The organism is Aquabacter sp. L1I39 (assembly GCF_017742835.1).
Taxonomy (GTDB): Bacteria; Pseudomonadota; Alphaproteobacteria; order Rhizobiales; family Xanthobacteraceae; genus L1I39.
Genome location: NZ_CP072392.1, coordinates 4,440,042 through 4,466,030 on the forward strand (window position 1 = coordinate 4,440,042; position 25,989 = coordinate 4,466,030).

Consider the following 25,989-nt stretch of genomic DNA (forward strand, 5'->3'; position numbering starts at 1 on the left):
CACGACGGCGCCGTGCCCGGTCTCTTGCGTCACTCTTCCCGCTGCGCCGGGTCGCCATAGCCGCCTGCGGTAGGCGTGATGACGATCACCGCCTCGCCCGCTTCAAGAACGGTCTGGTCGCACCCTTGCAGGGTGTCGAACGAGCCGTCATTGCGGCGCACGAAGCCTTCGCCGACGAGGCCGGGCTCGCCGCCATCGCCACCGAAGGGCCGCACCCGGCGGTGGGAGGAGAGGAGGGCGCAGTCCATCCGTTCCAGGAAGCGGATCCGGCGATAGGTCCCCGATCCCGCCGTCCAGCGTCCTTTGCCGCCCGAGCCGGCGCGCACGTGGAAGTCCTCCAGCAGCACGGGGAAGCGGCTTTCCAGGATTTCCGGGTCGGTCAGGCGGGAATTGGTCATGTGCACATGGACCGCATCCGTGCCGTCGAAGCCGGGGCCTGCGGGCGAGCCTGAGCAGATGGTCTCGTAATACTGCACCTGGTCGTTGCCGAAGGTGAGGTTGTTCATGGTGCCCTGGGACGCCGCCATGGCCTTGAGCGCCCCGAACAGGCAATTGGTGACGGCCTGGGAGGTCTCCACATTGCCCGCCACAACCGCCGCCGGATAAACCGGGGAGAGCATGGAGCCCTTGGGCACCACGATCTCGATGGGGCGCAGGCAGCCCGCATTCATGGGGATCTCATCCTCCACCATGACGCGGAAGACATAGAGCACCGCGGCGCGGGTGACCGGCTCGGGGGCGTTGAAATTGTTGCCCTGCTGCGGCGACGTGCCGGTGAAGTCCACTTTCGCGGTGCGGGTTGCCTTGTCGACGGTGATCTTCACCTTGATGATGGTCCCCTGGTCCATCTCATAGGTGAAGGAACTGTCGGCGAGGCGATCCAAAACGCGGCGCACGCTTTCGTCCGCATTGTCCTGGACGTGGCCCATATAGGCCGTGACCACGTCGAGGCCGAACGTGTCGATCATCTTCTTCAGTTCGCGAACGCCCTTCTCATTAGCGGCGATCTGGGCCTTCAGGTCGGCCACGTTCTGCACGGGATTCCGGGCGGGATACTTGGCGCCGGTGAGCAGATCCACCAGTTCCTTTTCCCGGAACCGGCCCTGGTCCACCAGCTTGAAGTTGTCGATATAGACCCCTTCCTCGTCGATGGTGGTGGCGCGCGGGCTCATGGAGCCGGGCGCGACGCCGCCCACATCCGCATGGTGGCCACGGGAGGCCACCCAGAAGAGCAGATCCTGGCCCTCATCATCGAAGACGGGTGTGACGACAGTGATGTCCGGCAGATGGGTGCCGCCATTATAGGGGGCGTTCAGGGCAAAGACGTCGCCGGGGCGGATGGCGCCGGCATTCTCGCGGATGACCGTTTCCACCGAGCGGTCCATGGAGCCCAGATGCACGGGCATGTGGGGGGCGTTGGCCACCAGTTCGCCCTTGCCGGAGAAGACGGCGCAGGAAAAATCCAGCCGTTCCTTGATGTTCACCGAATAGGCGGTGTTCTGAAGCGTAACGCCCATCTGCTCGGCGATGGACATGAAGAGGTTGTTGAACACCTCCAGCATCACCGGGTCCGCATGGGTGCCCACCGCCTCCGCGCGCTTCAGTACGGCGGTGCGGGTGAGCATGAGATGGTTCTTCGCCGTCACCTCGGCGCTCCAGCCATCCTCCACCACCACGGTCTGGTTGGGCTCGATGACGATCGCCGGGCCCTTCAGCACCATGCCCGGCTTGAAGGCCGCGCGCAGCACCACCGGGGCCTCGCGCCATGCTCCACCCGAGAAGAAGCGGGTGGCGCGGCATGGCTCCGGCGCGCCCTCGGCGAGCGGCAAATCGGGCTCGACGATGCCTGCACCGCCACCGGAGGATTGCACCTCCATGGCCTCCACCACGATCTGCTTCTCGGGCGAGACGAAGCCGAACTGGGCGCGGTGGCGCGCCTCGAAGTCGGCCACCATGGCCTCCAGATCCGCCAGCGCCACCGGAATGGCGGTGTCGGTGCCCTCATAACGCAGATGTAGCTTGGCCTCGGTTTCGGTGGCCGCCTCGCTGACGCCCTGGCCCTTCAGTTCGGCCTGGGTTTCGGCCGCCAGCGTGTCACGCAGGGTGGCAAGTCCAGCGAGCGCCTCCGGCACCAGCCGCTCGCCCACCGCCTTGGTGCGCAGGGCCCGGATGGCCGCAAGGCCCATGCCATAGGCGGAGAGGAGGCCCGAGAAGGGGTGGATGTGCACCTTGCGCATGCCCAGCGCGTCGGCCACCAGGCAGGCATGCTGCCCGCCGGCGCCGCCGAAGCAGGACAGGGCATAGCGCGTCACGTCATAGCCGCGCTCCACCGAGATCTTCTTGATGGCATTGGCCATGTTTTCGACGGCGATGGTCACGAAGCCGTCCGCCACCGCCTCCGGTGAACGGCCATCGCCGATCTCAGTCGCCATGGCCTCGAACTTGGCGCGCACCGCCTCGGCGTCAAGCGGGGCATCCTGGCCGGGGCCGAAGATTTTCGGAAAGAAGTCCGGAATCAGCTTGCCCAGCATCACATTGGCGTCGGTGACCGCCAGCGGACCACCCCGGCGATAGCAGGCAGGGCCCGGATTGGCTCCGGCGCTATCGGGGCCGACGCGGAAGCGGGCACCGTCATAATGCAGGATGGAGCCGCCGCCGGCCGCCACCGTGTGGATGCGCATCATGGGCGCACGAATGCGCACGCCGGCCACTTCGGTGTCGAACGCCCGCTCCAACTCGCCGTCGAAATGGCACACGTCGGTGGAAGTGCCGCCCATGTCGAAACCGATGATGCGGTCGAGCCCGGCAATCTGGCCGGTTTCCGAGGCGCCCACCACGCCGCCGGCGGGGCCGGACAGGAGCGCGTCCTTCCCCTGGAACAGGTCGGCGGCGGTGAGACCGCCGGAGGACATCATGAACATGAGGCGGATGGCCTCGGCGTCGTCATCCACCGGCGCGCCGGTCCCCAGCTCTTCGGCCACCTGGGCCACATAGCGTCGCAGGATGGGGGAGAGGTAGGCGTCGGCCACCGTGGTATCGCCGCGGCCCACCAGCTTGATCAGCGGCGAGACCTCATGGGAGGCGGACACCTGGGGAAAGCCCAGTTCGCGGGCGAGGGCGGCGACCATGGCCTCATGGGCGGGGTAGCGATAGGCGTGCATGAAGGCCACCGCCACCGCCTGAACCCCATTCGCCCTCGCGGCTTCGAGCGCTGCGCGCACCTTGGCGAGGTCGGGCACTTCCTCCACCGTGCCGTCGGCGCGGACCCGTTCGTCCACCTCCAGCACCTGCTCGAACAGCATGTCCGGCAGCACGATCTTCTTGGCGAAGATCTTGGGGCGCGCTTGGTAGCCGATGCGCAGGGCGTCGCGGAAGCCGCGGGTGGTGACAAGCAGGGTCCGGTCGCCCTTGCGCTCCAGCAAAGCGTTGGTGGCGACCGTGGTGCCCATCTTCACGGCCGAGACGAGGCCGGCCGGGATGGGCGCGCCGGGGGCGAGGCCGAGCAGTTCGCGAATGCCATGGACGGCGGCATCCCGATAGGCTTCCGGATTCTCGGAGAGGACCTTGTGCGCCACCAGCGTGCCGTCCGGCTTGCGGCCGACAATGTCGGTGAAGGTGCCGCCCCGGTCGATCCAAAACTCCCAGGTGCCGGAGGTTGAAGCGGCCGCCTCTGCCTCACCCGTGCGCGTCGTCATCTCTTCTCCACCTCTGTCTTGTCCGGTCTCGCCGGTTGGGGATCGCCGGCTTTTCACGCGGCCAATCCGGAATTAGGTTCGGGTCCGACGGGCGTTCCGGGCGGGCACAAGGGATCTCTCACCCCGGCCCAGCCAGTTGGCGCCTCCCAGCATTTCCTCCATTCATACCTCATTTGGTATGGATGGCAGGCAAATTAGAATTTCCTCTTCTCGGTGCCGGTAGCGCACGGTGTCGTCCAGCCTTACGGACGCGAGGCAGGCCAGCGCCCATCGGGATCCGAACGGGCTTGGCGCCCAATCCGTGAGCGTGGATGGAATGAAGTCACGCATCGAAAAAAACGTCAACATTTTGTTGACGAAAATTCGATGAGAAGCCAACATCACTTCACAGAGCGTCCGCACGAAACGGCGCCAACGAGGGGAACAGATGACAGTGCACCGCTTCCGCCTGCGACGGCGGACCTCGGCTCGTGCGCGCTGTTGCGCGCCTAGGGGATATTCTCGCGGCGCGGGGGTGTCGCCATGATCCGCAAGCTCCTTGACGGTCTCTATCTCCTGTCCGGCCTACTGGCGGGCTTTTTCCTTGTTGTGATCTTCGCCCTCATGATCGCGCTTTCCGCGGGTCGAGAGTTTGGCCTGAACGTTCCGGCGGGCGACGACTTCACCTCCTGGTCCATGGCCGCCATGGCCTTTCTCGGCCTCGCCCACACCTTCAAATATGGCGAGATGATCCGTGTGGGCCTCGTGCTGGAGCGGCTCAAGGGGCCGGCGCGGCGTTATCTTGAACTGTTCTGCCTGGTGGTCGGCTTCGTGTTTGTCGCCTATTTCGCCCGCAGCGCCATCCAGCTCACCTACGATTCCTATCGCTTCAACGACGTTTCGCAGGGTGTTATCGCGATCCCCTTGTGGATCCCGCAAATGGGCTTTGCAACCGGCCTCACCGTTCTGGCCATCGCCATGCTGGACGAGCTTGTCTTCGTCGCCCGTGGCAACAGCCCGCGCTACGAGAAAGAGCCGGTGTCCTCGCCCGAGGAACTGGTCGAGCGCGTGGCGTCCGGGGGAGGTGTCTGACCATGCCCTCCTTCGATCTTGTTCAGCTTTCCGCCATTCTGCTCGTCATCCTGGTGCTGGTGCTGGGTTCGGGCGTCTGGATCGCCATCGGTCTCGCCCTCGTGGGCCTGGCTGCCATGGTGCTGACGACGCCGGTGCCCATCAGCCAAGTGCTTGCCACCACGGTCTGGAGCGCGAGCGCCTCGTGGACGCTCGCCGCCCTGCCGCTGTTCATCTGGATGGGCGAGATCCTCTTCCGGACAAAGCTGTCGGAGGAGATGTTCCGGGGCCTTGCCCCCTGGCTCCAGTGGCTGCCGGGCCGACTGCTGCACGTGAACGTGGTCGGCTGCGGCATCTTTGCCGCCGTGTCCGGCTCCTCGGCTGCCACCTGCGCCACCATCGGCAAGATCGCCCTGCCGGAGCTGGACAAGCGCGGCTACGACAAGGGGCTCGCGCTCGGCTCGCTCGCGGGCTCCGGCACACTTGGCCTCCTCATCCCGCCCTCCATTCCCATGGTGGTCTATGCGGTGACGGCCAATGTCTCGGTGCTTCAGGTGTTCCTGGCCGGCTTCATTCCCGGCGCCCTCGTGATGGGGCTCTACAGCGGCTACATCGCTCTCTGGTCGCTGCTCAACCCGAAAAAGACCCCGCCCCGCGACCCGATCATGACGTTTAGCGAGAAGATGCGGCAGTCGGCCAAGTTGCTGCCGTGCCTCTTGCTCATCACCGGCGTCTTCCTGTCGCTGATCCTGGGCATCGCCACGGCCACCGAATGCGCTGCCTGGGGCGTGCTGGGCTCTCTCCTGCTGGCGCTCTGGAGCCGGACGCTCACCTGGCGCACGCTGTTCGAGAGCATCATGAGCGCGACGCGCCTCAGCTGCATGATCATGCTGATCATTGCGGGCGCGGCCTTCACCACGGCGGCCATGGCCTATACCGGCATCCCCGCGGCGCTGGCGGCCTGGGTGAATGGCATGCATCTGAGCCCGTACATGCTCGCCTTCGCCCTGGCCATTATGTACATCATCCTCGGGTGTCTGGTGGATGGCATCTCAATGATCGTGCTGACCGCCGTCATCGTTCTGCCCATGGTCCAGCAGGCCGGGTTCGACCTGGTCTGGTTCGGCGTCTTCCTGGTCATTCTCGTCGAGATGGCCCAGATCACGCCTCCGGTGGGCTTCAATCTTTTCGTTCTGCAGAGCATGAGCGGCCGAGATACCCTTGCGGTAGCCAAGGCAGCCATGCCCTTCTTCATCCTGCTGAACATGGCTCTTGCCATCATCACGGTGTTTCCCGGCATCGTCCTGGCGCTTCCGCGCTGGGTCTTTCCGGGCTGATCACGTCGCAAGCCAAACACGAGAGGGACAGACTATGGCGCTTAAACGTTTCCTCGCCCCGGCGCTCGCCGTCGCGGGCCTTGCCGCTCTCGCCGCCGGACCTGCGGCGGCCCAGACCAAGTGGAACCTGCCGTCCGCCTATCCGGCCGATAATTTCCACACGGAGAATCTCGCCCAGTTCTCCAAGGACGTGGAAGCCGCGTCCGGCGGCAAGCTGATCATCACGCTCCACCCGAACGCCTCGCTCTTCAAGGCGCCGGAGATCAAGCGCGCGGTGGCGACCGGCCAGGCCCAGGCCGGCGAAGTCATCATGTCCATCCACGAGAACGAAGATCCCATCTTCGGCATCGACGTGGTGCCCTTCCTCGCCACCTCCTACGAAGACTCCAAGAAGCTGTGGAAGCTGTCCCGCCCGGCGGTGGAAAAGAAGCTCGCGTCCCAGGGCCTGATGGTCCTCTATGCGGTGCCGTGGCCGCCCCAGGGCATCTTCTCCAAGAATCCGGTCAATTCGCTGGCCGACCTGAAGGGCGCCAAGTGGCGGGCCTATAATCCCGGCACCTCGCGTATCGGCGAAATGATCGGCGCGCAGCCCGTCACGGTGCAGCAGGCTGAATTGGCCCAGGCGCTGGCCACCGGTGTTGTCACCGCCCTCATCACCTCCGCCGCCACCGGCTATGACGTGAAGATCTGGGAGAGCATTCCCTATTTCTACGACGTCCAGGCCTGGCTGCCGAAGAACCTTGTGTTCGTGAACAAGGCCGCCTTCGACGCCCTCGACAAGGCCACCCAGGAGGCCGTGCTCAAGGCCGCCGCCGCCGCCGAGGAGCGGGGCTGGCAGAGCTCCATCGACAAGTCCAAGTGGTACATGGAACAGCTCAAGGCCCACGGCATGAAGGTGGAGCCGCCTTCGCCCGAGCTGAAGGCCGGCTTCCAGAAGATTGGCGAGCAACTGACTGCCGACTGGCTGAAGAAGGCCGGTCCGGAAGGCCAGGCCATCGTCGAGGCCTTCAAGAAGTGATAGAGCGCCGGGCGGCTGAAAGGCCGCCCGGTCCTTTCTGCGGAAGGTGGTGCCCGTTCATGTCGGAACCGAAGCTGTCGACCTCTGTCCTGGGGTCCATCGTCTCCTCGGCCCATCTGGCGGACGGCGCCCTGCCGGCGCTTTCCGAGCTCGAATTCGGGCTCAACATGATCAGCCATGCCTATCAGCGCTGGATGATCCGCTGTATGGCCGCCGCCGGCGTGCCGGATCTCTCCGCCCTGGATGTGCTCGTGCTTCATCACGTGGTGCACCGCCAGCGGCCAAAGACCATCGCGGACCTGTGCCTCGTTCTCGACGTGGAGGACACGCACCTCGTCACCTATGCCGCCAAGAAATTGCAGAGCCTCGGCCTCGTCGCTGCCGGACGGCGCGGCAAGGAAAAGACCCTGGCCGCCACCGAAGCCGGCCGCAAGGCGTGCGGCCGCTATCGCGAAGTGCGCGAGGCGCTGCTGACGCCGACCGTGGCGGCGACAGGCATCTCGCCCGAGAAATTGTCGGAGTTGGCTGCCGTGCTGCGGGCGCTATCGGGGCATTATGATCAAGCGGCGCGCGCGGCGGCGAGCCTTTAGGGCCGCCTTCGCTTTCGCACGGGGCGGACCTGCCGCATCGGTGTCCTCACCGTAAGCGACCTGTGCGCATTGGTCGATTTCAGTATTTCACCCTGATGCGCGTATCCTTCCTCCGTCCGATCTCCTGACAGGGCAGGTGGATGATGGAGGAAACACAGCGGCATCCGTCCGGGGAGGCGTCCGCCGGTCCAGCTGGCCTGCCCCTGGCTTCAGGGGCCTTTCGCTCCTTCGGCATCCGGTCCGTCGCGGGCCCCGCCGGGGCGCCGGTGGCGGTGGAGGAAACCGTGGGCCGGGTGTTCGGCGCTGGCCAGCTCAGGTCATTCCACGCCACGCATGGCCCACGCCGCAGCGTCCTGCTGGTGGCACCGCTCGCGGGCGCCTTCCCCTATCTCCTGCGTGACTTGGTGGTGGCCATGCTGGGGCTCGCCGATCATGTGGCGGTCACCGACTGGCCCGACGCACGCTATCTCCCCGTGGCGCGAGGCGCCTTCGGATTCGATGCCAATTGCCTGGAAACCGCCGGCATGATCGCCGAGATGGGACCGGACTGCCATGTGGTGGGCGTGTGCCAGGGCGCGGTGCCCGCCTTGGTGGCCACTGCACTTTCGGCGGCGGAGGGGCGGGCGCCCGCCAGCCTGTCCCTGCTCGGTGGCCCCATCGATCCGGCCTGCCACCCCACCAATCTCGACCGCGTGCTTGCCTCTTCCGGTTCGGTGGGCGACGAGGGGCTGTTCGAGACTGTGCCGGCCGCCTTTCCCGGCGCGGGGCGGCGAGTCTTTCCCCGACGCCGCCAGATGCAGGCGTTCGGCTTCTATCTCTGGCGGCAGGGCCTGACGGGGGGCGAGCTTCCCTTGAAGCTGTTGGCGGATGACGGGGATGATCCCATGCGATACCCGCTGGCGCGCCTGTGCTGGGACATGATGGACATTCCTCAGGAATTCTTCCTGGAAAACGTGGATCGTGTGTTCCGGCAGAGGATCCTGGCGGGCGGTGCTTTCCAGGTGGGTGGGCGGCTGGTGGATCTTGCGGCGCTCAACCGCACCCTTCTTCTCACCATTGAGGGGGAAGATGACGATATCGCCGCTCCCGGACAGACCGAAGCTGCCCATCGGCTGTGCCCGAATCTTCCGGCGGCCTTGCATCGCCATCGCCTTGTGAAGGGGGCAGGGCACTTCTCACTTTTCTACGGCACCCTCATGCGCCGTAACGTCCTGCCGGCTCTTGCACAGGCCATGGCCTATGTCGAAGCCTGCTGAAACGTAAAAAGGGCGCAGCCGAAGCCACGCCCTTTCTATTTTTTCCACCCAGCCGGCGCTGCCGGCTGGGCACTTAAAGTCTTGGCTGGCTTGGACTTCCTCAGAAGTCCATGCCGCCCATGCCGCCGCCGGGCATGGCGGGGGCAGCGGATTCCTTCTTCGGCAGCTCGGCCACGAGGGCCTCGGTGGTCACCAGCAGGCCGGCCACGGAAGAGGCGTCCTGAAGGGCGGTGCGCACCACCTTGGCCGGGTCGACGACGCCGGCGGCCACCAGGTCCACATATTCCTCGGTCTGGGCGTTGAAGCCGAAGTTCGGCTCCTTGGTCTCCAGCACCTTGCCCACCACGATGGAGCCTTCCACGCCGGAATTCTCGGCGATCTGGCGGATGGGGGCCTCAAGGGCGCGCAGCACGATCTTGATGCCGGCGGCAATGTCGGGGTTGTCGGAGGTCAGGGCCTCGACCGCCTTCTTGGCGCGCAGCAGGGCCACGCCACCACCGGGGACGATGCCTTCTTCCACCGCAGCGCGGGTGGCGTTCAGGGCGTCGTCAACGCGATCCTTCTTCTCCTTCACCTCGACTTCGGTCGCGCCGCCGACGCGGATCACCGCGACGCCGCCCGCGAGCTTGGCCAGACGCTCCTGGAGCTTCTCACGATCGTAGTCGGAAGAGGTCTCTTCGATCTGGGCCTTGATCTGGGCGACGCGCGCCTCGATGTCGGCCTTCTCGCCAACGCCGTCGACAATGGTGGTCTTTTCCTTCTCGAGGATGACCTTCTTGGCGCGGCCGAGCTGGGCGATGGTGACGTTCTCGAGCTTGATGCCGAGATCCTCGGAGATCACCTGGCCACCGGTCAGGATGGCGATGTCTTCCAGCATGGCCTTGCGGCGATCGCCGAAGCCGGGGGCCTTGACGGCCGCGACCTTCAGGCCGCCGCGCAGCTTGTTGACCACGAGGGTGGCGAGCGCCTCGCCTTCCACGTCCTCGGCCACGATCACGAGCGGCTTGCCGGTCTGCACCACGGCCTCAAGGACGGGCAGGATCGGCTGGAGGCCGGAGAGCTTCTTCTCGAAGATCAGCAGGAAGGGATCTTCCAGGTCGGCGATCATCTTCTCCGCATTCGTGATGAAGTAGGGAGACAGATAGCCGCGGTCGAACTGCATGCCCTCGACCACTTCCAGCTCGGTATCAGCGGTCTTGGCTTCCTCGACGGTGATGACACCTTCATTGCCCACGCGCTGCATGGCGCCGGCGATCATCTCGCCGATGGAGGCATCGCCATTGGCGGAGATGGTGCCGACCTGCGCCACCTCGGCGGAGGAGGAGACCTTCTTGGCGCGGGCCTGGATGTCACGGACGGCCTCGGCGGTGGCAAGGTCGATGCCGCGCTTGAGGTCCATCGGGTTCATGCCGGCGGCCACCGCCTTGGCGCCTTCCTTGACGATGGCCTGGGCGAGCACGGTGGCGGTGGTGGTGCCGTCGCCGGCCAAGTCATTGGTCTTGGAAGCGACTTCGCGGACCAGCTGAGCGCCGAGATTCTCGAACTTGTCCTCGAGCTCGATCTCCTTGGCGACGGATACGCCGTCCTTGGTGATGCGCGGGGCGCCGAACGACTTCTCGATCACCACGTTGCGGCCCTTGGGGCCGAGCGTGACCTTCACCGCATTGGCGAGGATGTCGACGCCGCGCAGCAGTTTCTCGCGGGCATCGCCGGAAAATTTTACTTCTTTGGCAGCCATGTGCCGTACTCCTAAATGAGGAAAGGGAAAAAGCGCCGAAGCCTCAGCCGATCACGCCGAGGATGTCGCTTTCCTTCATGATGAGCAGGTCCTGGCCATCGATCTTGACCTCGGTGCCGGACCACTTGCCGAACAGGACGCGGTCGCCCGCCTTCACATCAAGCGCCACGACCTTGCCGCTCTCGTCGCGGGCGCCGGGGCCCACGGAGACGACCTCGCCCTCCTGGGGCTTTTCCTTGGCGGTGTCGGGGATGATGATGCCGCCGGCGGTCTTCTGCTCGGCTTCGATGCGCTTGACGACCACACGGTCATGCAGAGGGCGGAAGGACATGGGCCTGATCCTCTCAGTTTATCCCTGCGGGCGCTGGGCCCGCGAATGTTGGCACTCCCATCTGGAGAGTGCCAATCCGCGACCGGAGATAGGATGGCGCCCGCGGTCCGTCAAGAAGGCGGTCCTTACCTTTATGTAAGAGATGGCTCGCTACATTGGCGATCTTGAGGCCATCGGCGGGCGGGCTGGCGGCGGCGGAGGGGTGCTTCCTTCCGGTTCGAGCATCGACGCCGCGCCGAACAGGCACTATGGTCCCAATCGCCGGCTTCTCCTGAGGAGCGCGGCGATGCGGTTCGGGCGCTTGCTTCGGAGTTTGTGAATGTCTTGGTCTCCCGCTTCATCGCTCGCAGGCTGGTTGCGCGTCGGGCAAGAGGGCCGCAAGGAGCGCGCGCCGCGGCACTTGCCGGCGCGCGGAAAGCTGGCGGCTGGCGCTCTGCTTGCCGCCCTCGCGCTGGCGGGCTGCGCCTCTGAACCCCCGGCGCCGCCCGCGCCCGCCGTGCCGCAATATACCAGCCCGATCGCAGCCGCGAGCCTTGTGGGCCGTTATGGCCTTGCGGCCTATCACCGGCCCGAGGACGCCCAGCGCACCGAGAACCAGGCGCGCGCCCAGTGCTCCAATCCCTATGTCATCACCGCCGGCCCCAATGGCGGCGTGATGATGTATCTGGCGGATGACAACAAGCTCACCGAGGTCATCTCCAAGCAGGTCCCCGGCCAGCCGGTCTTCATCGGTCCGGCCGAGGATCCGGCGGGCGGCGAGCGTGACCGCCAGGTGGTGTCCTTCAACGGCAATGTCCTGATCCTGAAATGGGTCGACCCTGAAGTGTCGAAGCGCTACGGCACCATGGTCTACGTGCGCTGCCCGTGACGCCTGTGGTCGCCGGCCGGCACAAGCCGGCTGGCGTGACATGCTGCCGTTCCGCGAACCATTCTATCTTTCAACGTCTTAGGGGTGTCCCGCTTTCCCCGTCGGGGCGGACCTTCTAGGGTGCACGACGGCGCAGTATGCCGGTGGCCCCCATGAACGTTCCATCCCCTTCTTATGATCCCCTCGTTCCTGTCGCGCCCGCCCAGAGAGTCTTCGGCGCGCGGGATGCTTTTGCCCTTTGGTTCTCGCTGGGCATCGGGCTTCTCGTCCTGCAGGCCGGGGCGCTTCTGACGCCGGCCTTGAGCCTCGGGACAGCCCTTGCGGCGATCCTTGCCGGCTCTGTCCTTGGCGTGGTGCTGTTGGCCCTCGTTGGCGTCATCGGCGCCGATACGGGGCTTGCCTCCATGGCCATGCTGCGGCCCACGCTTGGGGTGCGCGGAGCGGTTCTGCCGACCTGCATCAATGTGATTCAACTGGTGGGGTGGGGGTCGTTCGAGATCATCATCATGAGCCAGGCCGCGGATGCGCTGATGCGCGCCACGCTGGACGTCTCCATGCCGATGGCCTGGACGGTGGTCTTCGGGCTGCTCGCCACGCTCATTGCTGTGCTTGGACCGGTGTCCTTCGTGCGTCGCTTCCTGCGTGCCTGGGGGCTGTGGCTGATCCTGGCGGCTGCGGGCTGGCTGACCTTCCGGCTGCTGGCGCAGCATGATTTCTCGGCCCTGTTCGCTCGTCCTGCCGAGGGCGGCCTCGGCTTTGGCGGGGCGGTGGATCTGGTGGTGGCGATGCCATTGTCGTGGCTGCCACTCATTTGTGACTATAGCCGCTTCGGCAAATCGCCCTCCGGCGTGTTCCGGGGCACAGCAGTGGGCTACTTCATCGCCAATGTGTGGTTCTACGGGCTCGGCGCCGCCTATGGCCTGGCCACGGGCGAAGAGATGTCGTTGGTCACCGCCCTGGCGACGGCCGGCAGTGGCCTGGCGCTCCTGCTGATTCTCCTGGATGAGACGGACAACGCCTTTGCCGACATACATTCGGCGGCGGTCTCTACGGGCACGCTCTTCGGCAGGGTTCCGGCGCTGGCGCTCGGCTTCGGGGCACTGTGCACCTTCATCGCCCTTACCGTGCCCCTGGCCCAGTATGAGGGCTTCCTCCTGCTGATCGGATCCGTGTTTGCACCCCTATTCGGAGTGGTGCTGGCGGACCATTTCCTGGTGCGCCGCCGGCGCATTGAGGCGGACCATATTGCCCGCCGGCACGGAGTCTATTGGTTCGCGGCCGGATGGAACTTGCCCGCTCTCCTGGCTTGGGTCTGCGGTGTCGCGGTTTTCCATGGCGTGACCGCCTGGGCGCCGGACGTTGGCGCGACCTTGCCGGCGCTCGTCCTGGCGGGTGCCATCCATGCAGGAGTGGCGATCGCGCGCAAATGATGGCTCCGGCCCTGCAGAGCCGGCGCCCTGATCGCCGCGTTTGCTCAATCGTCCATCTTCAGGGCGGCGATGAATGCCTCCTGCGGGATCTCGACTTTGCCGAACTGGCGCATCTTCTTCTTGCCTTCCTTCTGCTTGTCCAGAAGCTTGCGCTTGCGGGTGATGTCGCCGCCATAGCACTTGGCAGTCACGTCCTTGCGCAGGGCCTTGATGGTCTCGCGGGCGATGACCTTGGCGCCGATGGCGGCCTGGATGGGGATGTTGAAGAGATGTTGGGGGATGAGGTCCTTCAGCTTCTCGCACATGGCGCGACCGCGGAATTCCGCGCGCGTGCGGTGGACCAGCATGGAGAGGGCATCCACCGGCTCGCCGTTCACCAGGATGGACATCTTTACCAGATCGCCGGGGCGGTAGTCGGTGATATTGTAGTCGAAGGAGGCATAGCCCTTCGAGATGGACTTCAGCTTATCATAGAAGTCGAACACCACCTCGTTCAGCGGCAGGTCATAGGTGACCATGGCGCGGGCGCCCACATAGGTTAGCTCGATCTGGTTGCCGCGCCGGTCCTGGCAGAGCTTCAGCACAGCGCCGAGATAATCGTCCGGCGTCATGATGGTGGCGCGGATCCAGGGCTCGCGAATCTCCTCGATCTTGACCACGTCCGGCATATCAGCCGGGTTGTGGAGGTCGATGGTGGAGCCGTCGGTCAACTCCATCTGGTAGATGACCGAGGGGGCGGTGGCGATGAGGTCGAGGTTGAACTCGCGCGACAGCCGTTCCTGGATGATCTCCAGGTGCAGGAGGCCCAGGAAGCCGCAGCGGAAGCCGAAGCCCAGCGCGGCCGAGGTCTCCATCTCGTAGGAGAAGCTGGCATCGTTGAGGCGCAGCTTGCCCATGGCAGCGCGCAAATCCTCGAAATCAGCCGCATCCACGGGGAAGAGGCCGCAGAACACCACCGGCTGGGCCGGCTTGAAGCCCGGCAGCGCTTCGGCAGTGGGGCGCTTGTCTTCGGTGATGGTGTCGCCGACGCGGGTATCCGCCACTTCCTTGATGGAGCCGTTGAGGAAGCCGATTTCGCCCGGGCCGAGGCTCTCCATGGCCACCATCTTGGGTGTGAACACGCCCACGCGGTCCACGTCATAGACGGCATCCGCCCCCATCATCTTGATGCGCATGCCCTTCTTGAGCGTGCCGTCGATGATGCGCACCAGCACAACCACGCCGAGATAGGTGTCGTACCAGCTGTCCACCAGCAGCGCCTTCAGCGGGGCGTCGCGGTCGCCCATTGGGGCAGGCAGGCGGGTGACGATCGCTTCCAGCACCTGGTCGATGTTAAGGCCGGTCTTCGCGGAGATGCCGATGGCATTGGAGGCGTCGAGCCCGATCACGTCCTCGATCTGGCTCTTGACCTTCTCCGGCTCGGCCGCCGGCAGGTCGATCTTGTTCAGGACCGGGACGATCTCGTGGTTATTGTCGATGGCCTGGTAGACATTGGCCAGCGTCTGCGCCTCCACACCCTGCGAGGCGTCCACCACCAGCAGCGAGCCTTCCACGGCGGCCAGCGAGCGGCTCACCTCATAGGCGAAGTCCACGTGCCCGGGGGTGTCGATGAGGTTAAGCGTGTAGGTCTCGCCGTCCTGCGCCTTGTAGGTGAGGCGCACGGTCTGGGCCTTGATGGTGATGCCGCGCTCGCGCTCGATGTCCATGTTGTCGAGCACCTGGTCCGACATCTCGCGCTCGGACAGGCCGCCGGTAAGCTGGATCAGCCGGTCGGCAAGCGTGGATTTGCCATGGTCGATATGGGCGACGATGGAAAAATTGCGGATATGGGTCTGGGCGCTCGCGGTCATCCGCGCCGCATAGCACCGCCGCCGAAGCCCCACAAGGCACAGCGCCGAAAGCCCGCGCTTTCAACTCCCGGCCGTCGGCCGGCCGGAGGGCATGCAAGGCGTTGGTCCGCACCGCATCTCCTCGCTTTTCACAGTGCCGCTGGACGGCGCGCCTCCATATCCTCCTCCGGCCGCAGTGGGCCGGGATCGTCGGGGAGCGGGGGCATGGCGACGATCGGCGCCCCCTTGGGCTCCGCACGCACCGGGGCAGGCGCCGGATCGGGCTTTGCCTCCACCGTGGGCGCGGACGCCTCCTCCGCCGCCTTGGCGGGCTCCTCCGCGGGTAGGATGGCGGCCTTGGGCGGCGGTACGGCGGCGATGGCGGCGCGCAAGCGCTCGGCCTCATGCTCGATGAGCGGGGTGGCGGTGACGCCGGGCGGCACCTCCCACACATAGGCATCGAGCGTGCCGGTGACCGGGGAAACGGGCGCCCAATGCTCGGACACCACGCCATCGGCGATCCAGGCCGGGTCGCGCGGCGCGCGCAGCGCCCGCGCCGCCCATTCGCGGGCCTTGCCCACATCCCCGTTCTCGCTCGCCTCCAGCTCCGCCATCAACAGGCAGATGCGCTGGGTGGGCTCCATGGCCAGCGGCTGAAGCACCGCGCGGGCTTCTGGATATTCCTGCGCGTCGAGGGCCGCATGGGCGAGGGCGATGCGGCTCTCGAAATGGTCCGGGACGGTTGCGGCGAGCACCCGCACCCGCTTCAGCCGATCGGCCGCGGCATCACCCGGCCGCAGATGCGCGTAGACCTCAGCCAGTTCCGGATGAGGCGTCGCCTCATAGGCGGCGGCGAGGATCTTGGCGGCCTTCTTCATTTCGCCCGCCTGTCCCAGCAGACGGCCCGCGATCGCGGCGGCCGGGACGAGGCTCGGCGCCAGACGCACCGCTTCCAGGGCACGCTCCTTGGCCAATGCCGGATCACTGGTCTCGATGGCCAGCGCCTCGGCGGCGAGCAGCACCGCGCGGCGGCGGCGATACTGGGCCTTGTCGATGCCGCGCGCGGCCATCTGCCGCTCCAGCGTCTCGCGGGCACCGGCATAGTCGCCATCGGCGCAGCGCGCTTCGATCACCGCATCCACCGCCCAAGGCAAGGCCGGGGCGATGTTGGCGGCCTCTTCGGCCAGCGTACGGGCGGCGCGCAGGTCTCCTGCCTGGCGCGCTTCCATCTGCATGCCGCGCAAGGCGAGGATGCGGGTCTCCGGTGCTTCCAGCATCAGGCGGAAGGACTGGACCGCCACGTCCCGGTCGCCATCGAACTGGGCGGACTGGGCTGCCAACAGGTGGGTGAGGGGCTCGTGCGGCAGCAGCCGGGCAGCATCGTCCCGGGCGCGGCGGGCGGCGGCGGCATCACCGGCACCGATGGCCACAAGGCCCCGCGAGATGGCGTCCCACCCCCGTTCCCTGCGGCGGCGCTGGGAGAAGCGGGCCAGCAGGCGTGGCGAGGACAGCACGAAGGAGAAGAGGCGCCACAGCAGGATGAGCACGCCCGAGAACAGAGCGAGCGCGGCCAGCGCCACCGGGACCGTGGTCTCCAGGCGCCAGCCCTGCCAGGCAATCACCATCTCTCCGGGCCGGTCAGCGATCCAGGCGGCGCCGAATGCGATCAGGGCGAGTGCGACGAGAAGAAGGACGAGGCGGATCACGGAACCTTCCCCGAAATGGCGGCCAGCGCCTGCTGATAGAGTGTAGCCGCGGCATTGGCCGCGTCACGGCGGGCGGTGATCTGCGCCGTAACGGCGGCCAGCTTGGTTTTCAGGTCTGGCGGCAGGGCGTTGATCGCCTCCAGCGCCTTGTCGAGATCACCCGCCCGCAGGGCGGCCTGGGCCGCCGAGAGGCGGTCGGCGGCTGCCGGGGCGGCGGCGGTCTCCGTGGAGCGGAGCTTGACGAGGCTTTCGGCGCTGGAGAGCAGCCGGTCCACCATCGAGCCCGAGGCGGGCGCTGCGGAGGCCTCGGCAGTCTGCTGGCCCGCCGCGGCGGCGGCCTCGGCCAGGCGGCGCGACAGCTCGGCCGGCATCGGGAGGCCCGTGGCGGCCGAAGACGCCGCGGGCTCCAGCGCCGCCGCGCCCTGACCGAGCACCGCCCGTGCGGCATCCAGCTCGGCGGCATAGGGACGGCCGGACAGGATGGCCTCCCGCAGCGAGCCCAGCACGGCGAGGGTGGCGACGGACTTGTCCAGGGCGGCGGAGGTGGCGGCCACCTCTTCCATCTTCTTCTGGACCGCGTCGATGCGGGCCGCGAGCGCGGTCGCCTGCTGGCTCACGGAGGCGGCGGCTGCCGCGCTGTCCTTGGCGGCGCCAAGCATGGTTTGCTGGGACTGCTTGAGGGCGTTGACGTCGCCCTGGATGCCGGAAAGGGCCGCCTTGATGTCCACCGGCGGCACGGCTTCGAGCTTCGCCACCCGCCCGGAGAGGGAGGTCAGGGCGTTGGGATCCACAATGGGACGGCCTTCCAGCACCACCACGCGGGCGGCGAGATCGCTCTCGGCGCCACCGGCGATGCGGCCATTCAGCCCATAGGCCACCGCCGCCGCCGCCAGGGCGCCGGCGAGGGCCCCGACCGGCAGGGCGATCCAGGGCGAGGGGCCGCCACGATGGGGCGGGGGAGGTGGGGGAATGAGGGCGGACTCAGGGGGGCTCGGCGCCTTCTCTGCCGAATGCTCGCCTGCCGCCTTCGTCTCCGTCTTGGAGACGGGCGTTTCCCCCTCCGGCGGAACGGGGGTGGCGGAGTCGACCGGGGTAGAGGCGCCCATCGCGGCACGCTCTTCGGGCAGAATGGCGTCGGGCTCGGTGGGCATGGGATCGTCCACCACCGCTTCCGGAGCGGGGCGGGAGGCGCGATCCTCCGGCGGCAAGTCTGCGTTCGCCGGACCCGGCTCGGTGCCGGTCGGGTCCTTGCGGCTGCGATCGTTCCTCGCCATGGGCCTCCTCGTCCGTTTGATCCGGGCCTGACCGGCTTAAACCGCCCGCTCCGGCGGGGCAACCGCCGACGTGGCAGTATGGTTTCATCCCATGCGTGGGATCGGTAGCCGGCCAGCATGGCCGTGATGAGGCCGCAGGCCTCATTCAGCCTTGGCGGCGGCGGGCAAAAGGGCCAGAAGCGCCGCCTCTTCCGGACGCCCGGCAGACAGCGCATTCAGCCCTGAGGCCCGAAGCGGCGCAGCCACGGCTTCCGAAAGACAAAAATGCCTGAGCTTTGCCAGTGCGTCCATCAGCCCCGCCTGCTGGACCGCCGCAAGCAGGGCGGCTGCGGTTCGGGGAGAATAATGAAGAACACCCTCCAGCCGGCCGGCTGAAAGCGCGCCCTGCGCTTCGACACTCAAGTGCGAAGCGGGCAGCGCGCGATACAGGACGCACACTTCCACCAGAATGGCCCACTTTGCCATGGCCGCGCCGATATTGCCTGCCCGGTCCTCCCCGGCGGCATGCAGCACCCGGGAGCCGGGCGGAAGATGTGTCGCAAGGGTATGGGCAAGGCTTCCCACATCCCCTGCGCAGTCGGTCACGTTCCTGAAACCCACCCCGCGCGCTTCGGCCGCGGTCCGATGGCCAACGGCGAAGGCAGGAACCCCGAAAAGCTTGGCCGCCCGGTCGTCGTTAGCGAGGGTTCGCACGGCATTCAGGCTGGTGAAGGCGAGCGCGTCGAAATCGGCGTCCGGTAGCGCCGCTCCCGTGGGCACGATCCGCAGCATGGGATCGCTCAGGACCTGGTGCCCAAGGGCGGCGAGCCGCGCCATGGTTGCAGAGGCGCCGGGCTCGGGTCGGGTGAGGAGCAGCCGCATGCCGGACCTTCAGGCAAGCCCGAGGGCCCGCGCCGGGGCGGAGCCGCGCAATTCCGCGCCCGCCACTGCGCCAAGCACGGCGGCTTCGTCGGCGGCACCGGTCATGTCGATGGCGGCACTGTCGCGTCCATCGGAGGTCATGACGAGGCCGCGCAGGCGCACCTGCCTCCCCGCCACGGTGGCCAGCCCGGCAATTGGCGTCCGGCAGGAGCCATCCAGAGCCGCCAGCAACGCCCGCTCAGCCGTGAGTGCGATGCCGGTGTCGCCGCAGGCGATTGCGGCGATCGCCGAATTGGTGTCCGGGTCGTCCATCCGGCATTCGATGGCTACCGCACCCTGGCCCACGGCGGGCAGGAAATCATCGGTATCCAGGAGTGCGCTGGCCTTGTCGGCGAGCCCGAGGCGGGTAAGGCCTGCGAGAGCGAGCAAGGTGCCGTCGAATTCCCCCTCCTGCACCTTGGCGAGGCGGGTGTGCACATTGCCGCGCAGCAGCGCCACGTCGAGATCCGGCCTTACGCGCCGCAACTGGGCTTCCCGGCGCAGTGAGGCTGTGCCGACGCGGGCACCGGCAGGCAGGTCCGCAAGGCTCTCGCCGGAACGCAGGATGAGTGCGTCGCGCACATCCGCGCGGGGCAGGTAGCCGGCAAGGTGCAACCCGTCCGGCAGCAAGGTCGCGACGTCCTTGGCCGAATGGACGGCGAGGTCCACCCGCTTGTCGAGGAGCGCTTCCTCGATTTCCTTGGTGAACAGCCCCTTGCCGCCGGCTTCCGAGAGGGCGCGATCCTGGATCTTGTCGCCGGAGGTGCGGATCACCTCGATGACGATGCTCTCCGGCGGCCGCGCAAGCGTCTGCGCCAGCGCATCGCGCACCGCATGGGCCTGCCACAGAGCAAGCGGGCTGCCGCGGGTGCCGATGGTGAGCCGGGCGGAAGAGAAGGGGGGCAGGGACATGAGGGAATGTTTCGTCTCTTGTGTCGTGGTCGCATAGGATGATAGCCGGAATCGCGGGGGGATGGAGCGGCGTTCCGGCGCAGGCGGCCGGAGCGGCGTTGCACGCGCGTGTCGCATCGGGCTCTTCAACTCGCCGCGCACGGGCATCGCCGGAATGACAGAGACCGGCACGGCCGGTTCGGGGAGGGGTGAAGTGGCGGACCTTCTGGTGCTCGGGATCGAGACCACCTGCGACGAGACATCGGCAGCCGTGGTGGCGCGGGCGCCCTCCGGAGCGGGGCACATCCTCTCCAATGTGATCCGCAGCCAGATCGAGGCCCATTCGCCCTATGGCGGCGTCGTGCCGGAAATCGCGGCGCGCGCCCATGTGGAAGTGCTCGACAAGGTCATCGCCGAGGCCATGCGGACGGCGCGGATCGGATTTGGCGACCTTGCTGCGGTGGCTGCGGCGGCGGGGCCGGGCCTGATTGGCGGCGTGATTGTCGGGCTGACCACCGCCAAGGCCATCGCGCTGGCCGCCCGCAGGCCGCTGGTGGCGGTCAACCATCTGGAAGCGCACGCGCTCACAGCCCGTCTCACCGATGGCGTGGCCTTTCCCTATCTGCTGCTGCTGGTTTCCGGTGGCCACACCCAATTGCTGGCGGTGGAGGATGTGGGCCGCTATCGCCGCCTCGGCACCACCCTTGACGATGCGGTGGGGGAAGCCTTCGACAAGGTGGCGAAGATGCTGAGCCTGCCCTATCCGGGCGGCCCGGAAGTGGAGCGGCAGGCGCGGGAGGGCGATCCAAACCGCTTTGTGTTTCCGCGCCCCATGCTCGGCCGCCGCGAGCCGGACTTCTCCCTGTCCGGCCTGAAGACGGCGGTGAGGTTGGAGGCGGACCGCCTTGCCCCGCTCTCCGACCAGGATGTGGCAGACCTGTGTGCCTCCTTCCAGGCGGCCGTGGTGGATGTGATCGACGACCGTGTGCGGGCGGGCCTGCGCCAGTTCCGCGATCAGATGGGCAGCGCGCCCACGGCTCTTGTGGTGGCCGGCGGTGTCGGCGCAAATGGCGCCATCCGGGATGCACTGCACCGGGTCGCCATTGAAATGGGCACCCGCCTCGCCGTGCCTCCCCCCGTCCTGTGCACCGATAACGGCGCCATGATCGCCTGGGCCGGCGCCGAGCGCCTGTCGCGCGGCCTGACCGATTCGCTCTCCACCAGTCCCCGGGCGCGCTGGCCTCTGGATCCCGGCGCCGTGGCGGCGAAGGCTTGAGATCATGACGGCCTTTCAACGCATCGGCGTGCTCGGCGCCGGCTCCTGGGGAACGGCGCTTGCCAATGTGATCGCCCGCGCGGGGCGCCAAGTGGTGCTCTGGACGCGCGATCCGGCGCAGGCCGCGGAACTGTCGGCGCTCCGGGAGAACCGGAAGGGCCTGCCCGGCATCCCCCTCGAGCCCGGTATCGCCGCCACGGCGGACCTGGAAGCGGTGGCGCAGACGCAGGCCATCCTGCTCGTGGTGCCCACCCAGGCTTGCCGGCAGGTGCTGGAGGCCATCGCGCCGCGCCTGGAGGCGGACGTCCCCATCGTCTCCTGCGCTAAGGGCATCGAGCGCGGCACGCGCGATTTCGTCACCCAGGTGATCTCTCAGGCGGCGCCATCGGCGCGGCCGGCGGTCCTGTCCGGGCCGAGCTTTGCCACGGACGTGGCACGTGGCCTGCCTACGGCCGTGACCCTGGCGGCGCAGGACGAGGCGCTGGCGGAAGCTTTGGCCGCCGCCTTCGGCTCCTCCACCTTCCGCCTCTATCACTCCACCGATGTGCGCGGCGCGGAGATTGGCGGCGCCGCAAAGAATGTGCTTGCCATCGCCGCCGGTATTGTCGCGGGGCGTCGTCTGGGCGCGAGCGCGGCGGCGGCCCTGACGGCCCGTGGATTTGCGGAACTTGCCCGCTTCGGGCGGGCCTTCGGCGCGCGGGCGGAGACCTTGACCGGGCTTTCGGGCCTCGGCGACCTGATCCTCACCGCCTCCGGTCCCCAATCCCGCAACTTCGCCTATGGCCTCGCGCTGGGCGAGGGGCGCGCCCCGGAGGGCAAGCTGGCGGAAGGCGCCTTCACCGCACAGGTGCTGGTGGAACTGGCGCGGACCCACGGCATCGAGATGCCCATCGCCCAGGCGGTGGACCGCGTGCTCTCCGGCCACCTGACCATTCCGGCGGCGATCGAGGCGCTGATGGCGCGCCCGCAGCGGTCCGAGGACCTATAGGCGCACCGGCCGGGCCGATGCGCCTTTTGCAAGACTCAGAAGCCGGTGAGCGCCGTGTGCATGTGCTCCACCTGGGGCGGGGAAGCAAAGTGGGGCCCCACCAGCTTGCGCCATTCCTGGAAGTCCGCCGATTCGCGGAAGTCCACCATGTGGTTCTCGATGGTCTCCCACTCCACCACCAGCGTATAATGCTGAGGCTTTTCCACCGAGCGGTCGATGCGCATGGAGCGGCAGCCCTTGGCGCGCTGGAACAGCGGTACGGCGAGGCGCGCGCCGGCCTCAAAGTCGGCTTCGTGGCCTTCCTTCACTTCGATCTGCGCGATTTCATAGACCATTCTTGTCCTCCCGAGCGTCGGTGTGCGGGGAGACGGCGGGTCCCTGTGCTGCGGCCACCAACCGTTTCCATCCAGGTGAGAGGGGCGACGGAAGCAGCCGCCCTAACCGATTGAATAAAGGCAAACCGGCGCCCTGTCCCCCGCCTCCCGCGACATTTCAGAAATGCACGCGCCGAAAGGCGCCATGGGTTCCCAGCCCTTGCCAAGGCGCGGAAGGTCTCGCTAAAGCCAGAGACTTATCCTTCGCGCGAGAATGAGCGGTCCGATGGCCCATTGGCTCTACAAGTCCGAACCCTTCAAATGGTCCTGGGACAATCAGGTGGCCGCCGGCGCCAAGGGCACGCACTGGGACGGCGTGCGCAACCATTCCGCCAAGCTCAACCTCCTGGCCATGAAGGTGGGCGACCAGGGCTTCTTCTACCATTCCAACGAGGGCAAGGAGGTCGTCGGCATCGTGGAGGTGATCCGCGAGGCCTATCCCGATCCCTCCGACCCCACCGGCAAGTTCGTGATGGTGGACCTGAAAGCGGTTCGCCCCCTAAAATCCCCGGTCAGCCTTGCCACCATCAAGGGCGATCCGCGCCTCCAAGAGATGGCGCTCATTAAATATTCCCGTCTTTCGGTGCAGCCGGTCACCGATGCGGAGTGGGACATGATCCTCGCCTATGGCGACATGTGAGCGTGCCGCCCGACGCGACGCCTCACCCCATCCGCGACCCGCGCGCCTTCGTGGCCGCCGAGACGCGTCTGCGGCCCGTGCCGCTTGTTCCTGAAATCAGCCTCCATGTGGCTGATGAGGCTGTGCCCCTGTGGCATCGCACCGAGGAGGAACTGGGGGAAATGGGACTGCCGCCACCCTTCTGGGCCTTTGCCTGGGCGGGCGGGCAGGCGCTGGCGCGTCATGTGCTCGATCATCCCGATCTGGTCGAGGGGCGGAGCGTGCTGGATTTTGCATCCGGCTCGGGCCTCGTGGGCATCGCCGCTGCCAAGGCCGGCGCGCGTGTGGTGACCTGCGCCGATATCGATCCCTTCGCCCTTGCCGCCATCGGCCTCAACGGTGCCGCCAATGACGCGGTGTTGGAGGGCCGGCAGGTGGACCTCATCGGCACGGACGAGGGCTGGGAGACGGTGCTGGCCGGCGACATCTGCTATGAGCGCGACCTTGCGGCGCGGGTGTTCGATTGGCTGCTCACGCTCTCGGCACGCGGCGCCATCGTGCTCATCGGCGATCCCGGCCGTTCCTATTTGCCCAAGGACCGGCTTGAGCAATTGGATGTCTATTCGGTGCCGGTAACGCGGGAACTGGAGGACATGGAAATCAAGCGCACGGCCGTTTGGCGGCCGCGCGCCTGACGTCTCACGCGTCCATCAGCACCACGGCCTTGCCCTGAACCTTGCCTTGGGAGACGAGGTCGAGGGCTTCAGGCAGTTCGGCGAAGGGGAAGCGGCGCATGATGCGCGGCTTCAGGACCCCGGCCCGCCAGAGGTCGAACAGCTCGGCCTGCACGGTGCGCACCTTTTCGGGCGTCCGGTCGCGATAGTCGCTCCATTGCAGGCCGGAGATGGAAATGTTCTTCACCAGCAAATAGTTGACCTTGATGCTGGGGATCTCGCCGGCGGCAAAGCCGATCACCACGAGCCGCCCGCACCAGGCCATGGCCCGCACCGCGGCGGCGAAGAAGGCATCGCCCAGCGGGTCCAGAACCACGTCGGCGCCGTGGCCGTCAGTTGCGGCAGCCACCTGGGCGCGCAGGCTGTCGCGCAGGTCAGGCACCGATAGATCGATCACCGCATCGGCGCCAGCTTCCCGCACAACTTCGGCTTCCGCCTCCGAGCGCACTCCGGCCAGCACCCGCGCTCCCAGCCCCTTGGCGATCTGCACCGCCGCCAGCCCGACGCCGCCAGCCGCGCCGCCCACCAGGACGGTCTCTCCCCGCTTGTACTGGCCGCGCTCCACCAGCGCGAAATGGGCGGTCTGGTAGACGAGACCCATGGCGGCGGCGTCCGTGAACTCCATGCCGTCGGGCAGCCGGAAGGCTTGGGCGGGGGAGACGATGGCCTGCTCGGCGAAGGCGCCATGCTCCACCTGACCCATGATCCGGTCACCGGGCGCGAAATCGGTGACACCGGGCCCCACGGCGTGGACGATTCCGGCCAGATCCTTACCCGGCGCGAAGGGGCGGGGCGGCAGGATCTGGTATTTGCCGGAGACCACCAGCGTATCGGGGAAGTTGATGCCGACGGCCTTCACATCCACCACCATCTCGCCGGGCCCCGGCATGAGATCGGGCAGGGTGTCGATCCGCATGGACGAGGGAGCGCCATGCTCCCAGACGCGATAGCTGCGCATTGGGGCTTCCTCAGATGGCCAGATAGGGATCGGTAGTTTCGCCGAGCTTTGGCGCACGGGCGCGGGCGGGCTCGGCGCGGAAGGCGGGCGCCACAGGGACGGGGAGGGCCGGAAGCTCGCCGGTCTCGGTCTTCAGGGTATGGGCGAAGAGGCGGCGGGCGGCGATGTGCGGATCGTTCACCGCCTCTTCCAGCGAGGCGACGATGGAGCAGCACACATCCTGTCCCTCAAACGCCGCCTGCCATTCCGCAGCGGTCCGACTGGCGAGGCGCTCCGAGATGCCCGCGATCACCGCATCCGCCGGCGCGTCCGGCGCGCGCAGGGGCTCGGGCAGCGCGATGATGCGGGTGAAATTCTCCCAGAACTTGTCTTCCAGGGGCGCGGCGGCCACATAGCGCCCGTCCTTGGTGGCATAGATCCGGTAGCGCGGAGAACCGCCCGTCACCAGCTCGTTGCCGGGCTGCGGCCAGCCGGCGCCGGAGAAGCCATTGCCGAGGCCCCAATAGAGAAAGGTGAACAGGTTGTCCCCCATGGCGACGTCCAGGTGGCAACCAAGGCCCGTCTGGTCGCGCTGGCGCAGGGCCAGGAGGATGTTGAGCACCGCCGGCAGGGTGCCGCCCGCCACGTCCGCCGCTAGAACCGGCGGCAGGACCGGGGCGCCGTCCGCGCCAGCGGAGAGGCCGAGTACGCCGGTCTCAGCCATGTAGTTGAGGTCATGGGCCGCCACATGGGCCTTGGGCCCCGTCTGGCCCCAGCCGGTGATGGAGCAATAGATCAGCTTCGGATTGATCCGCCGCAGCGCCTCGTAGCCGAGGCCGAGGCGGTCCATCACGCCGGGCCGGAACTGCTCCAGCACCACGTCGGCGCGGGCGAGCAGGGGCTTGAGGCGCTCCAGCGCGTCGGGGGCCTTCAAATCCAGGGCGATGGACTGCTTGCCCCGATTCAGCAGCACGAAATTCACGCTGTCCTCGCCCAACTTCGGCGCGTAGGCGCGCATCTCGTCGCCCCGGCCGGGCCGCTCGATCTTCACCACGCGGGCCCCGGCCTCGGCGAGGATGAGGCTGGCGAGCGGGCCGGGCAGGAGGGTGGAGAAGTCCACCACCAGGATGCCGTCGAGGGGGCGCATG

Annotated in this window: 22 protein-coding genes; 11 read left to right on the forward strand and 11 right to left on the reverse strand. The window is 67.3% G+C overall.

Going from position 1 to position 25,989, the window contains the following annotated elements; genetic code table 11:
- Positions 1-29: 29 nt before the first annotated feature.
- Positions 30-3,695, reverse strand: coding sequence for a hydantoinase B/oxoprolinase family protein (locus J5J86_RS20150; protein WP_209101278.1), 3,666 nt, complete (start codon positions 3,693-3,695; stop codon positions 30-32).
- Between the two features lie 522 nt (positions 3,696-4,217).
- Between J5J86_RS20150 and J5J86_RS20155 the strand changes: the two genes are divergently transcribed.
- The 5 genes from J5J86_RS20155 (at position 4,218) to J5J86_RS20175 (ending at position 8,946) form a co-directional block, all read left to right on the forward strand.
- Complete coding sequence (locus J5J86_RS20155) at positions 4,218-4,766, forward strand: TRAP transporter small permease (protein WP_209101281.1); 549 nt, start codon at positions 4,218-4,220, stop codon at positions 4,764-4,766.
- A 2-nt stretch (positions 4,767-4,768) separates the two neighbouring features.
- Positions 4,769-6,082, forward strand: coding sequence for a TRAP transporter large permease (locus J5J86_RS20160; RefSeq protein WP_209101284.1), 1,314 nt, complete (start codon positions 4,769-4,771; stop codon positions 6,080-6,082).
- A gap of 34 nt (positions 6,083-6,116) precedes the next feature.
- Positions 6,117-7,100, forward strand: coding sequence for a TRAP transporter substrate-binding protein (locus J5J86_RS20165; RefSeq protein ID WP_209101287.1), 984 nt, complete (start codon positions 6,117-6,119; stop codon positions 7,098-7,100).
- 59 nt (positions 7,101-7,159) lie between these two features.
- A complete protein-coding gene (locus tag J5J86_RS20170; protein ID WP_209101290.1) occupies positions 7,160-7,690 on the forward strand; it encodes a winged helix DNA-binding protein in 531 nt (176 codons plus the stop codon).
- Positions 7,691-7,830: 140 nt separating this feature from the next.
- Complete coding sequence (locus tag J5J86_RS20175; protein WP_209101293.1) at positions 7,831-8,946, forward strand: hypothetical protein; 1,116 nt, start codon at positions 7,831-7,833, stop codon at positions 8,944-8,946.
- A 100-nt stretch (positions 8,947-9,046) separates the two neighbouring features.
- On the opposite strand, the gene groL is transcribed toward J5J86_RS20175, so the two are convergent.
- Together groL and groES are read right to left on the reverse strand one after the other, a co-directional pair.
- Positions 9,047-10,684 (reverse strand): chaperonin GroEL, encoded by a 1,638-nt coding sequence (gene groL, locus J5J86_RS20180; protein ID WP_209101296.1) that lies wholly within the window; start codon positions 10,682-10,684, stop codon positions 9,047-9,049.
- 43 nt (positions 10,685-10,727) lie between these two features.
- Positions 10,728-11,015 (reverse strand): co-chaperone GroES, encoded by a 288-nt coding sequence (gene groES, locus J5J86_RS20185; protein WP_188584048.1) that lies wholly within the window; start codon positions 11,013-11,015, stop codon positions 10,728-10,730.
- A gap of 319 nt (positions 11,016-11,334) precedes the next feature.
- Here groES and J5J86_RS20190 point away from each other — a divergent pair, with 319 nt between their 5' ends.
- Together J5J86_RS20190 and cytX are read left to right on the forward strand one after the other, a co-directional pair.
- A complete protein-coding gene (locus tag J5J86_RS20190; RefSeq protein ID WP_247657727.1) occupies positions 11,335-11,883 on the forward strand; it encodes a hypothetical protein in 549 nt (182 codons plus the stop codon).
- A gap of 152 nt (positions 11,884-12,035) precedes the next feature.
- Positions 12,036-13,313 carry a putative hydroxymethylpyrimidine transporter CytX gene (gene cytX, locus J5J86_RS20195; protein ID WP_209101299.1) on the forward strand — a complete coding sequence of 426 codons (1,278 nt, stop codon included), beginning with the start codon at positions 12,036-12,038 and terminating at the stop codon, positions 13,311-13,313.
- A 44-nt stretch (positions 13,314-13,357) separates the two neighbouring features.
- On the opposite strand, the gene lepA is transcribed toward cytX, so the two are convergent.
- The 5 genes from lepA to hemC all read right to left on the reverse strand — a co-directional run bounded on the left by lepA (position 13,358) and on the right by hemC (position 19,934).
- A complete protein-coding gene (gene lepA, locus J5J86_RS20200; RefSeq protein ID WP_209101313.1) occupies positions 13,358-15,163 on the reverse strand; it encodes a translation elongation factor 4 in 1,806 nt (601 codons plus the stop codon).
- Between the two features lie 128 nt (positions 15,164-15,291).
- On the reverse strand, positions 15,292-16,848 hold the full coding sequence (locus tag J5J86_RS20205; RefSeq protein WP_209101316.1) for a heme biosynthesis protein HemY: 1,557 nt from the start codon (positions 16,846-16,848) through the stop codon (positions 15,292-15,294).
- On the reverse strand, positions 16,845-18,122 hold the full coding sequence (locus tag J5J86_RS20210; RefSeq protein WP_209101319.1) for a COG4223 family protein: 1,278 nt from the start codon (positions 18,120-18,122) through the stop codon (positions 16,845-16,847). The genes J5J86_RS20205 and J5J86_RS20210 overlap by 4 nt, the downstream gene beginning before the upstream one ends.
- 141 nt (positions 18,123-18,263) lie before the next feature.
- Positions 18,264-18,983 (reverse strand): uroporphyrinogen-III synthase, encoded by a 720-nt coding sequence (locus J5J86_RS20215; protein ID WP_209101322.1) that lies wholly within the window; start codon positions 18,981-18,983, stop codon positions 18,264-18,266.
- A 9-nt stretch (positions 18,984-18,992) separates the two neighbouring features.
- Entirely contained in the window at positions 18,993-19,934 is a 942-nt protein-coding gene (gene hemC / locus J5J86_RS20220; RefSeq protein ID WP_209101325.1) for a hydroxymethylbilane synthase, read from the reverse strand.
- Positions 19,935-20,127: 193 nt separating this feature from the next.
- On the opposite strand from hemC, the gene tsaD reads away from it, so the two are divergent.
- Entirely contained in the window at positions 20,128-21,189 is a 1,062-nt protein-coding gene (gene tsaD / locus J5J86_RS20225; RefSeq protein WP_446698632.1) for a tRNA (adenosine(37)-N6)-threonylcarbamoyltransferase complex transferase subunit TsaD, read from the forward strand.
- Positions 21,190-21,193: 4 nt separating this feature from the next.
- Positions 21,194-22,177: an NAD(P)H-dependent glycerol-3-phosphate dehydrogenase gene (locus tag J5J86_RS20230; RefSeq protein WP_209101330.1), complete on the forward strand. Its 984-nt coding sequence runs from the start codon at positions 21,194-21,196 to the stop codon at positions 22,175-22,177.
- Between the two features lie 35 nt (positions 22,178-22,212).
- Here the strand turns inward: J5J86_RS20230 and J5J86_RS20235 are convergent, their stop codons facing one another.
- A complete protein-coding gene (locus J5J86_RS20235; RefSeq protein ID WP_209101333.1) occupies positions 22,213-22,512 on the reverse strand; it encodes an antibiotic biosynthesis monooxygenase family protein in 300 nt (99 codons plus the stop codon).
- A 265-nt stretch (positions 22,513-22,777) separates the two neighbouring features.
- Here J5J86_RS20235 and J5J86_RS20240 point away from each other — a divergent pair, with 265 nt between their 5' ends.
- Both J5J86_RS20240 and J5J86_RS20245 read left to right on the forward strand, forming a co-directional pair.
- Positions 22,778-23,191 carry an EVE domain-containing protein gene (locus J5J86_RS20240; RefSeq protein WP_209101336.1) on the forward strand — a complete coding sequence of 138 codons (414 nt, stop codon included), beginning with the start codon at positions 22,778-22,780 and terminating at the stop codon, positions 23,189-23,191.
- 2 nt (positions 23,192-23,193) lie between these two features.
- Positions 23,194-23,865, forward strand: a complete 672-nt coding sequence (locus tag J5J86_RS20245; protein ID WP_446698694.1) for a class I SAM-dependent methyltransferase — start codon at positions 23,194-23,196, stop codon at positions 23,863-23,865.
- Positions 23,866-23,869: 4 nt separating this feature from the next.
- On the opposite strand, the gene J5J86_RS20250 is transcribed toward J5J86_RS20245, so the two are convergent.
- A complete protein-coding gene (locus tag J5J86_RS20250; protein ID WP_209101339.1) occupies positions 23,870-24,862 on the reverse strand; it encodes an NADPH:quinone oxidoreductase family protein in 993 nt (330 codons plus the stop codon).
- Between the two features lie 10 nt (positions 24,863-24,872).
- The gene (locus J5J86_RS20255; protein WP_209101342.1) at positions 24,873-25,988 is read right to left on the reverse strand and encodes a CaiB/BaiF CoA transferase family protein; all 1,116 of its coding nucleotides are present in this window, start codon (positions 25,986-25,988) and stop codon (positions 24,873-24,875) included.
- Position 25,989: the final 1 nt, after the last annotated feature.

Coding starts and splice junctions, on each gene's coding strand:
- groES (WP_188584048.1), bottom strand. CDS start 11,015: ATGTCCTTCCGCCCTCTGCATGACCGTGTGGTCGTCAAGCGCATCGAA.
- lepA (WP_209101313.1), bottom strand. CDS start 15,163: ATGACCGCGAGCGCCCAGACCCATATCCGCAATTTTTCCATCGTCGCC.
- J5J86_RS20255 (WP_209101342.1), bottom strand. CDS start 25,988: ATGCGCCCCCTCGACGGCATCCTGGTGGTGGACTTCTCCACCCTCCTG.
- J5J86_RS20165 (WP_209101287.1), top strand. CDS start 6,117: ATGGCGCTTAAACGTTTCCTCGCCCCGGCGCTCGCCGTCGCGGGCCTT.
- J5J86_RS20210 (WP_209101319.1), bottom strand. CDS start 18,122: ATGGCGAGGAACGATCGCAGCCGCAAGGACCCGACCGGCACCGAGCCG.
- J5J86_RS20215 (WP_209101322.1), bottom strand. CDS start 18,983: ATGCGGCTGCTCCTCACCCGACCCGAGCCCGGCGCCTCTGCAACCATG.
- J5J86_RS20235 (WP_209101333.1), bottom strand. CDS start 22,512: ATGGTCTATGAAATCGCGCAGATCGAAGTGAAGGAAGGCCACGAAGCC.
- hemC (WP_209101325.1), bottom strand. CDS start 19,934: ATGTCCCTGCCCCCCTTCTCTTCCGCCCGGCTCACCATCGGCACCCGC.
- J5J86_RS20170 (WP_209101290.1), top strand. CDS start 7,160: ATGTCGGAACCGAAGCTGTCGACCTCTGTCCTGGGGTCCATCGTCTCC.
- J5J86_RS20160 (WP_209101284.1), top strand. CDS start 4,769: ATGCCCTCCTTCGATCTTGTTCAGCTTTCCGCCATTCTGCTCGTCATC.
- J5J86_RS20230 (WP_209101330.1), top strand. CDS start 21,194: ATGACGGCCTTTCAACGCATCGGCGTGCTCGGCGCCGGCTCCTGGGGA.
- J5J86_RS20155 (WP_209101281.1), top strand. CDS start 4,218: ATGATCCGCAAGCTCCTTGACGGTCTCTATCTCCTGTCCGGCCTACTG.
- J5J86_RS20150 (WP_209101278.1), bottom strand. CDS start 3,695: ATGACGACGCGCACGGGTGAGGCAGAGGCGGCCGCTTCAACCTCCGGC.
- J5J86_RS20250 (WP_209101339.1), bottom strand. CDS start 24,862: ATGCGCAGCTATCGCGTCTGGGAGCATGGCGCTCCCTCGTCCATGCGG.
- groL (WP_209101296.1), bottom strand. CDS start 10,684: ATGGCTGCCAAAGAAGTAAAATTTTCCGGCGATGCCCGCGAGAAACTG.
- J5J86_RS20190 (WP_247657727.1), top strand. CDS start 11,335: ATGTCTTGGTCTCCCGCTTCATCGCTCGCAGGCTGGTTGCGCGTCGGG.
- cytX (WP_209101299.1), top strand. CDS start 12,036: ATGAACGTTCCATCCCCTTCTTATGATCCCCTCGTTCCTGTCGCGCCC.
- J5J86_RS20175 (WP_209101293.1), top strand. CDS start 7,831: ATGATGGAGGAAACACAGCGGCATCCGTCCGGGGAGGCGTCCGCCGGT.
- J5J86_RS20240 (WP_209101336.1), top strand. CDS start 22,778: ATGGCCCATTGGCTCTACAAGTCCGAACCCTTCAAATGGTCCTGGGAC.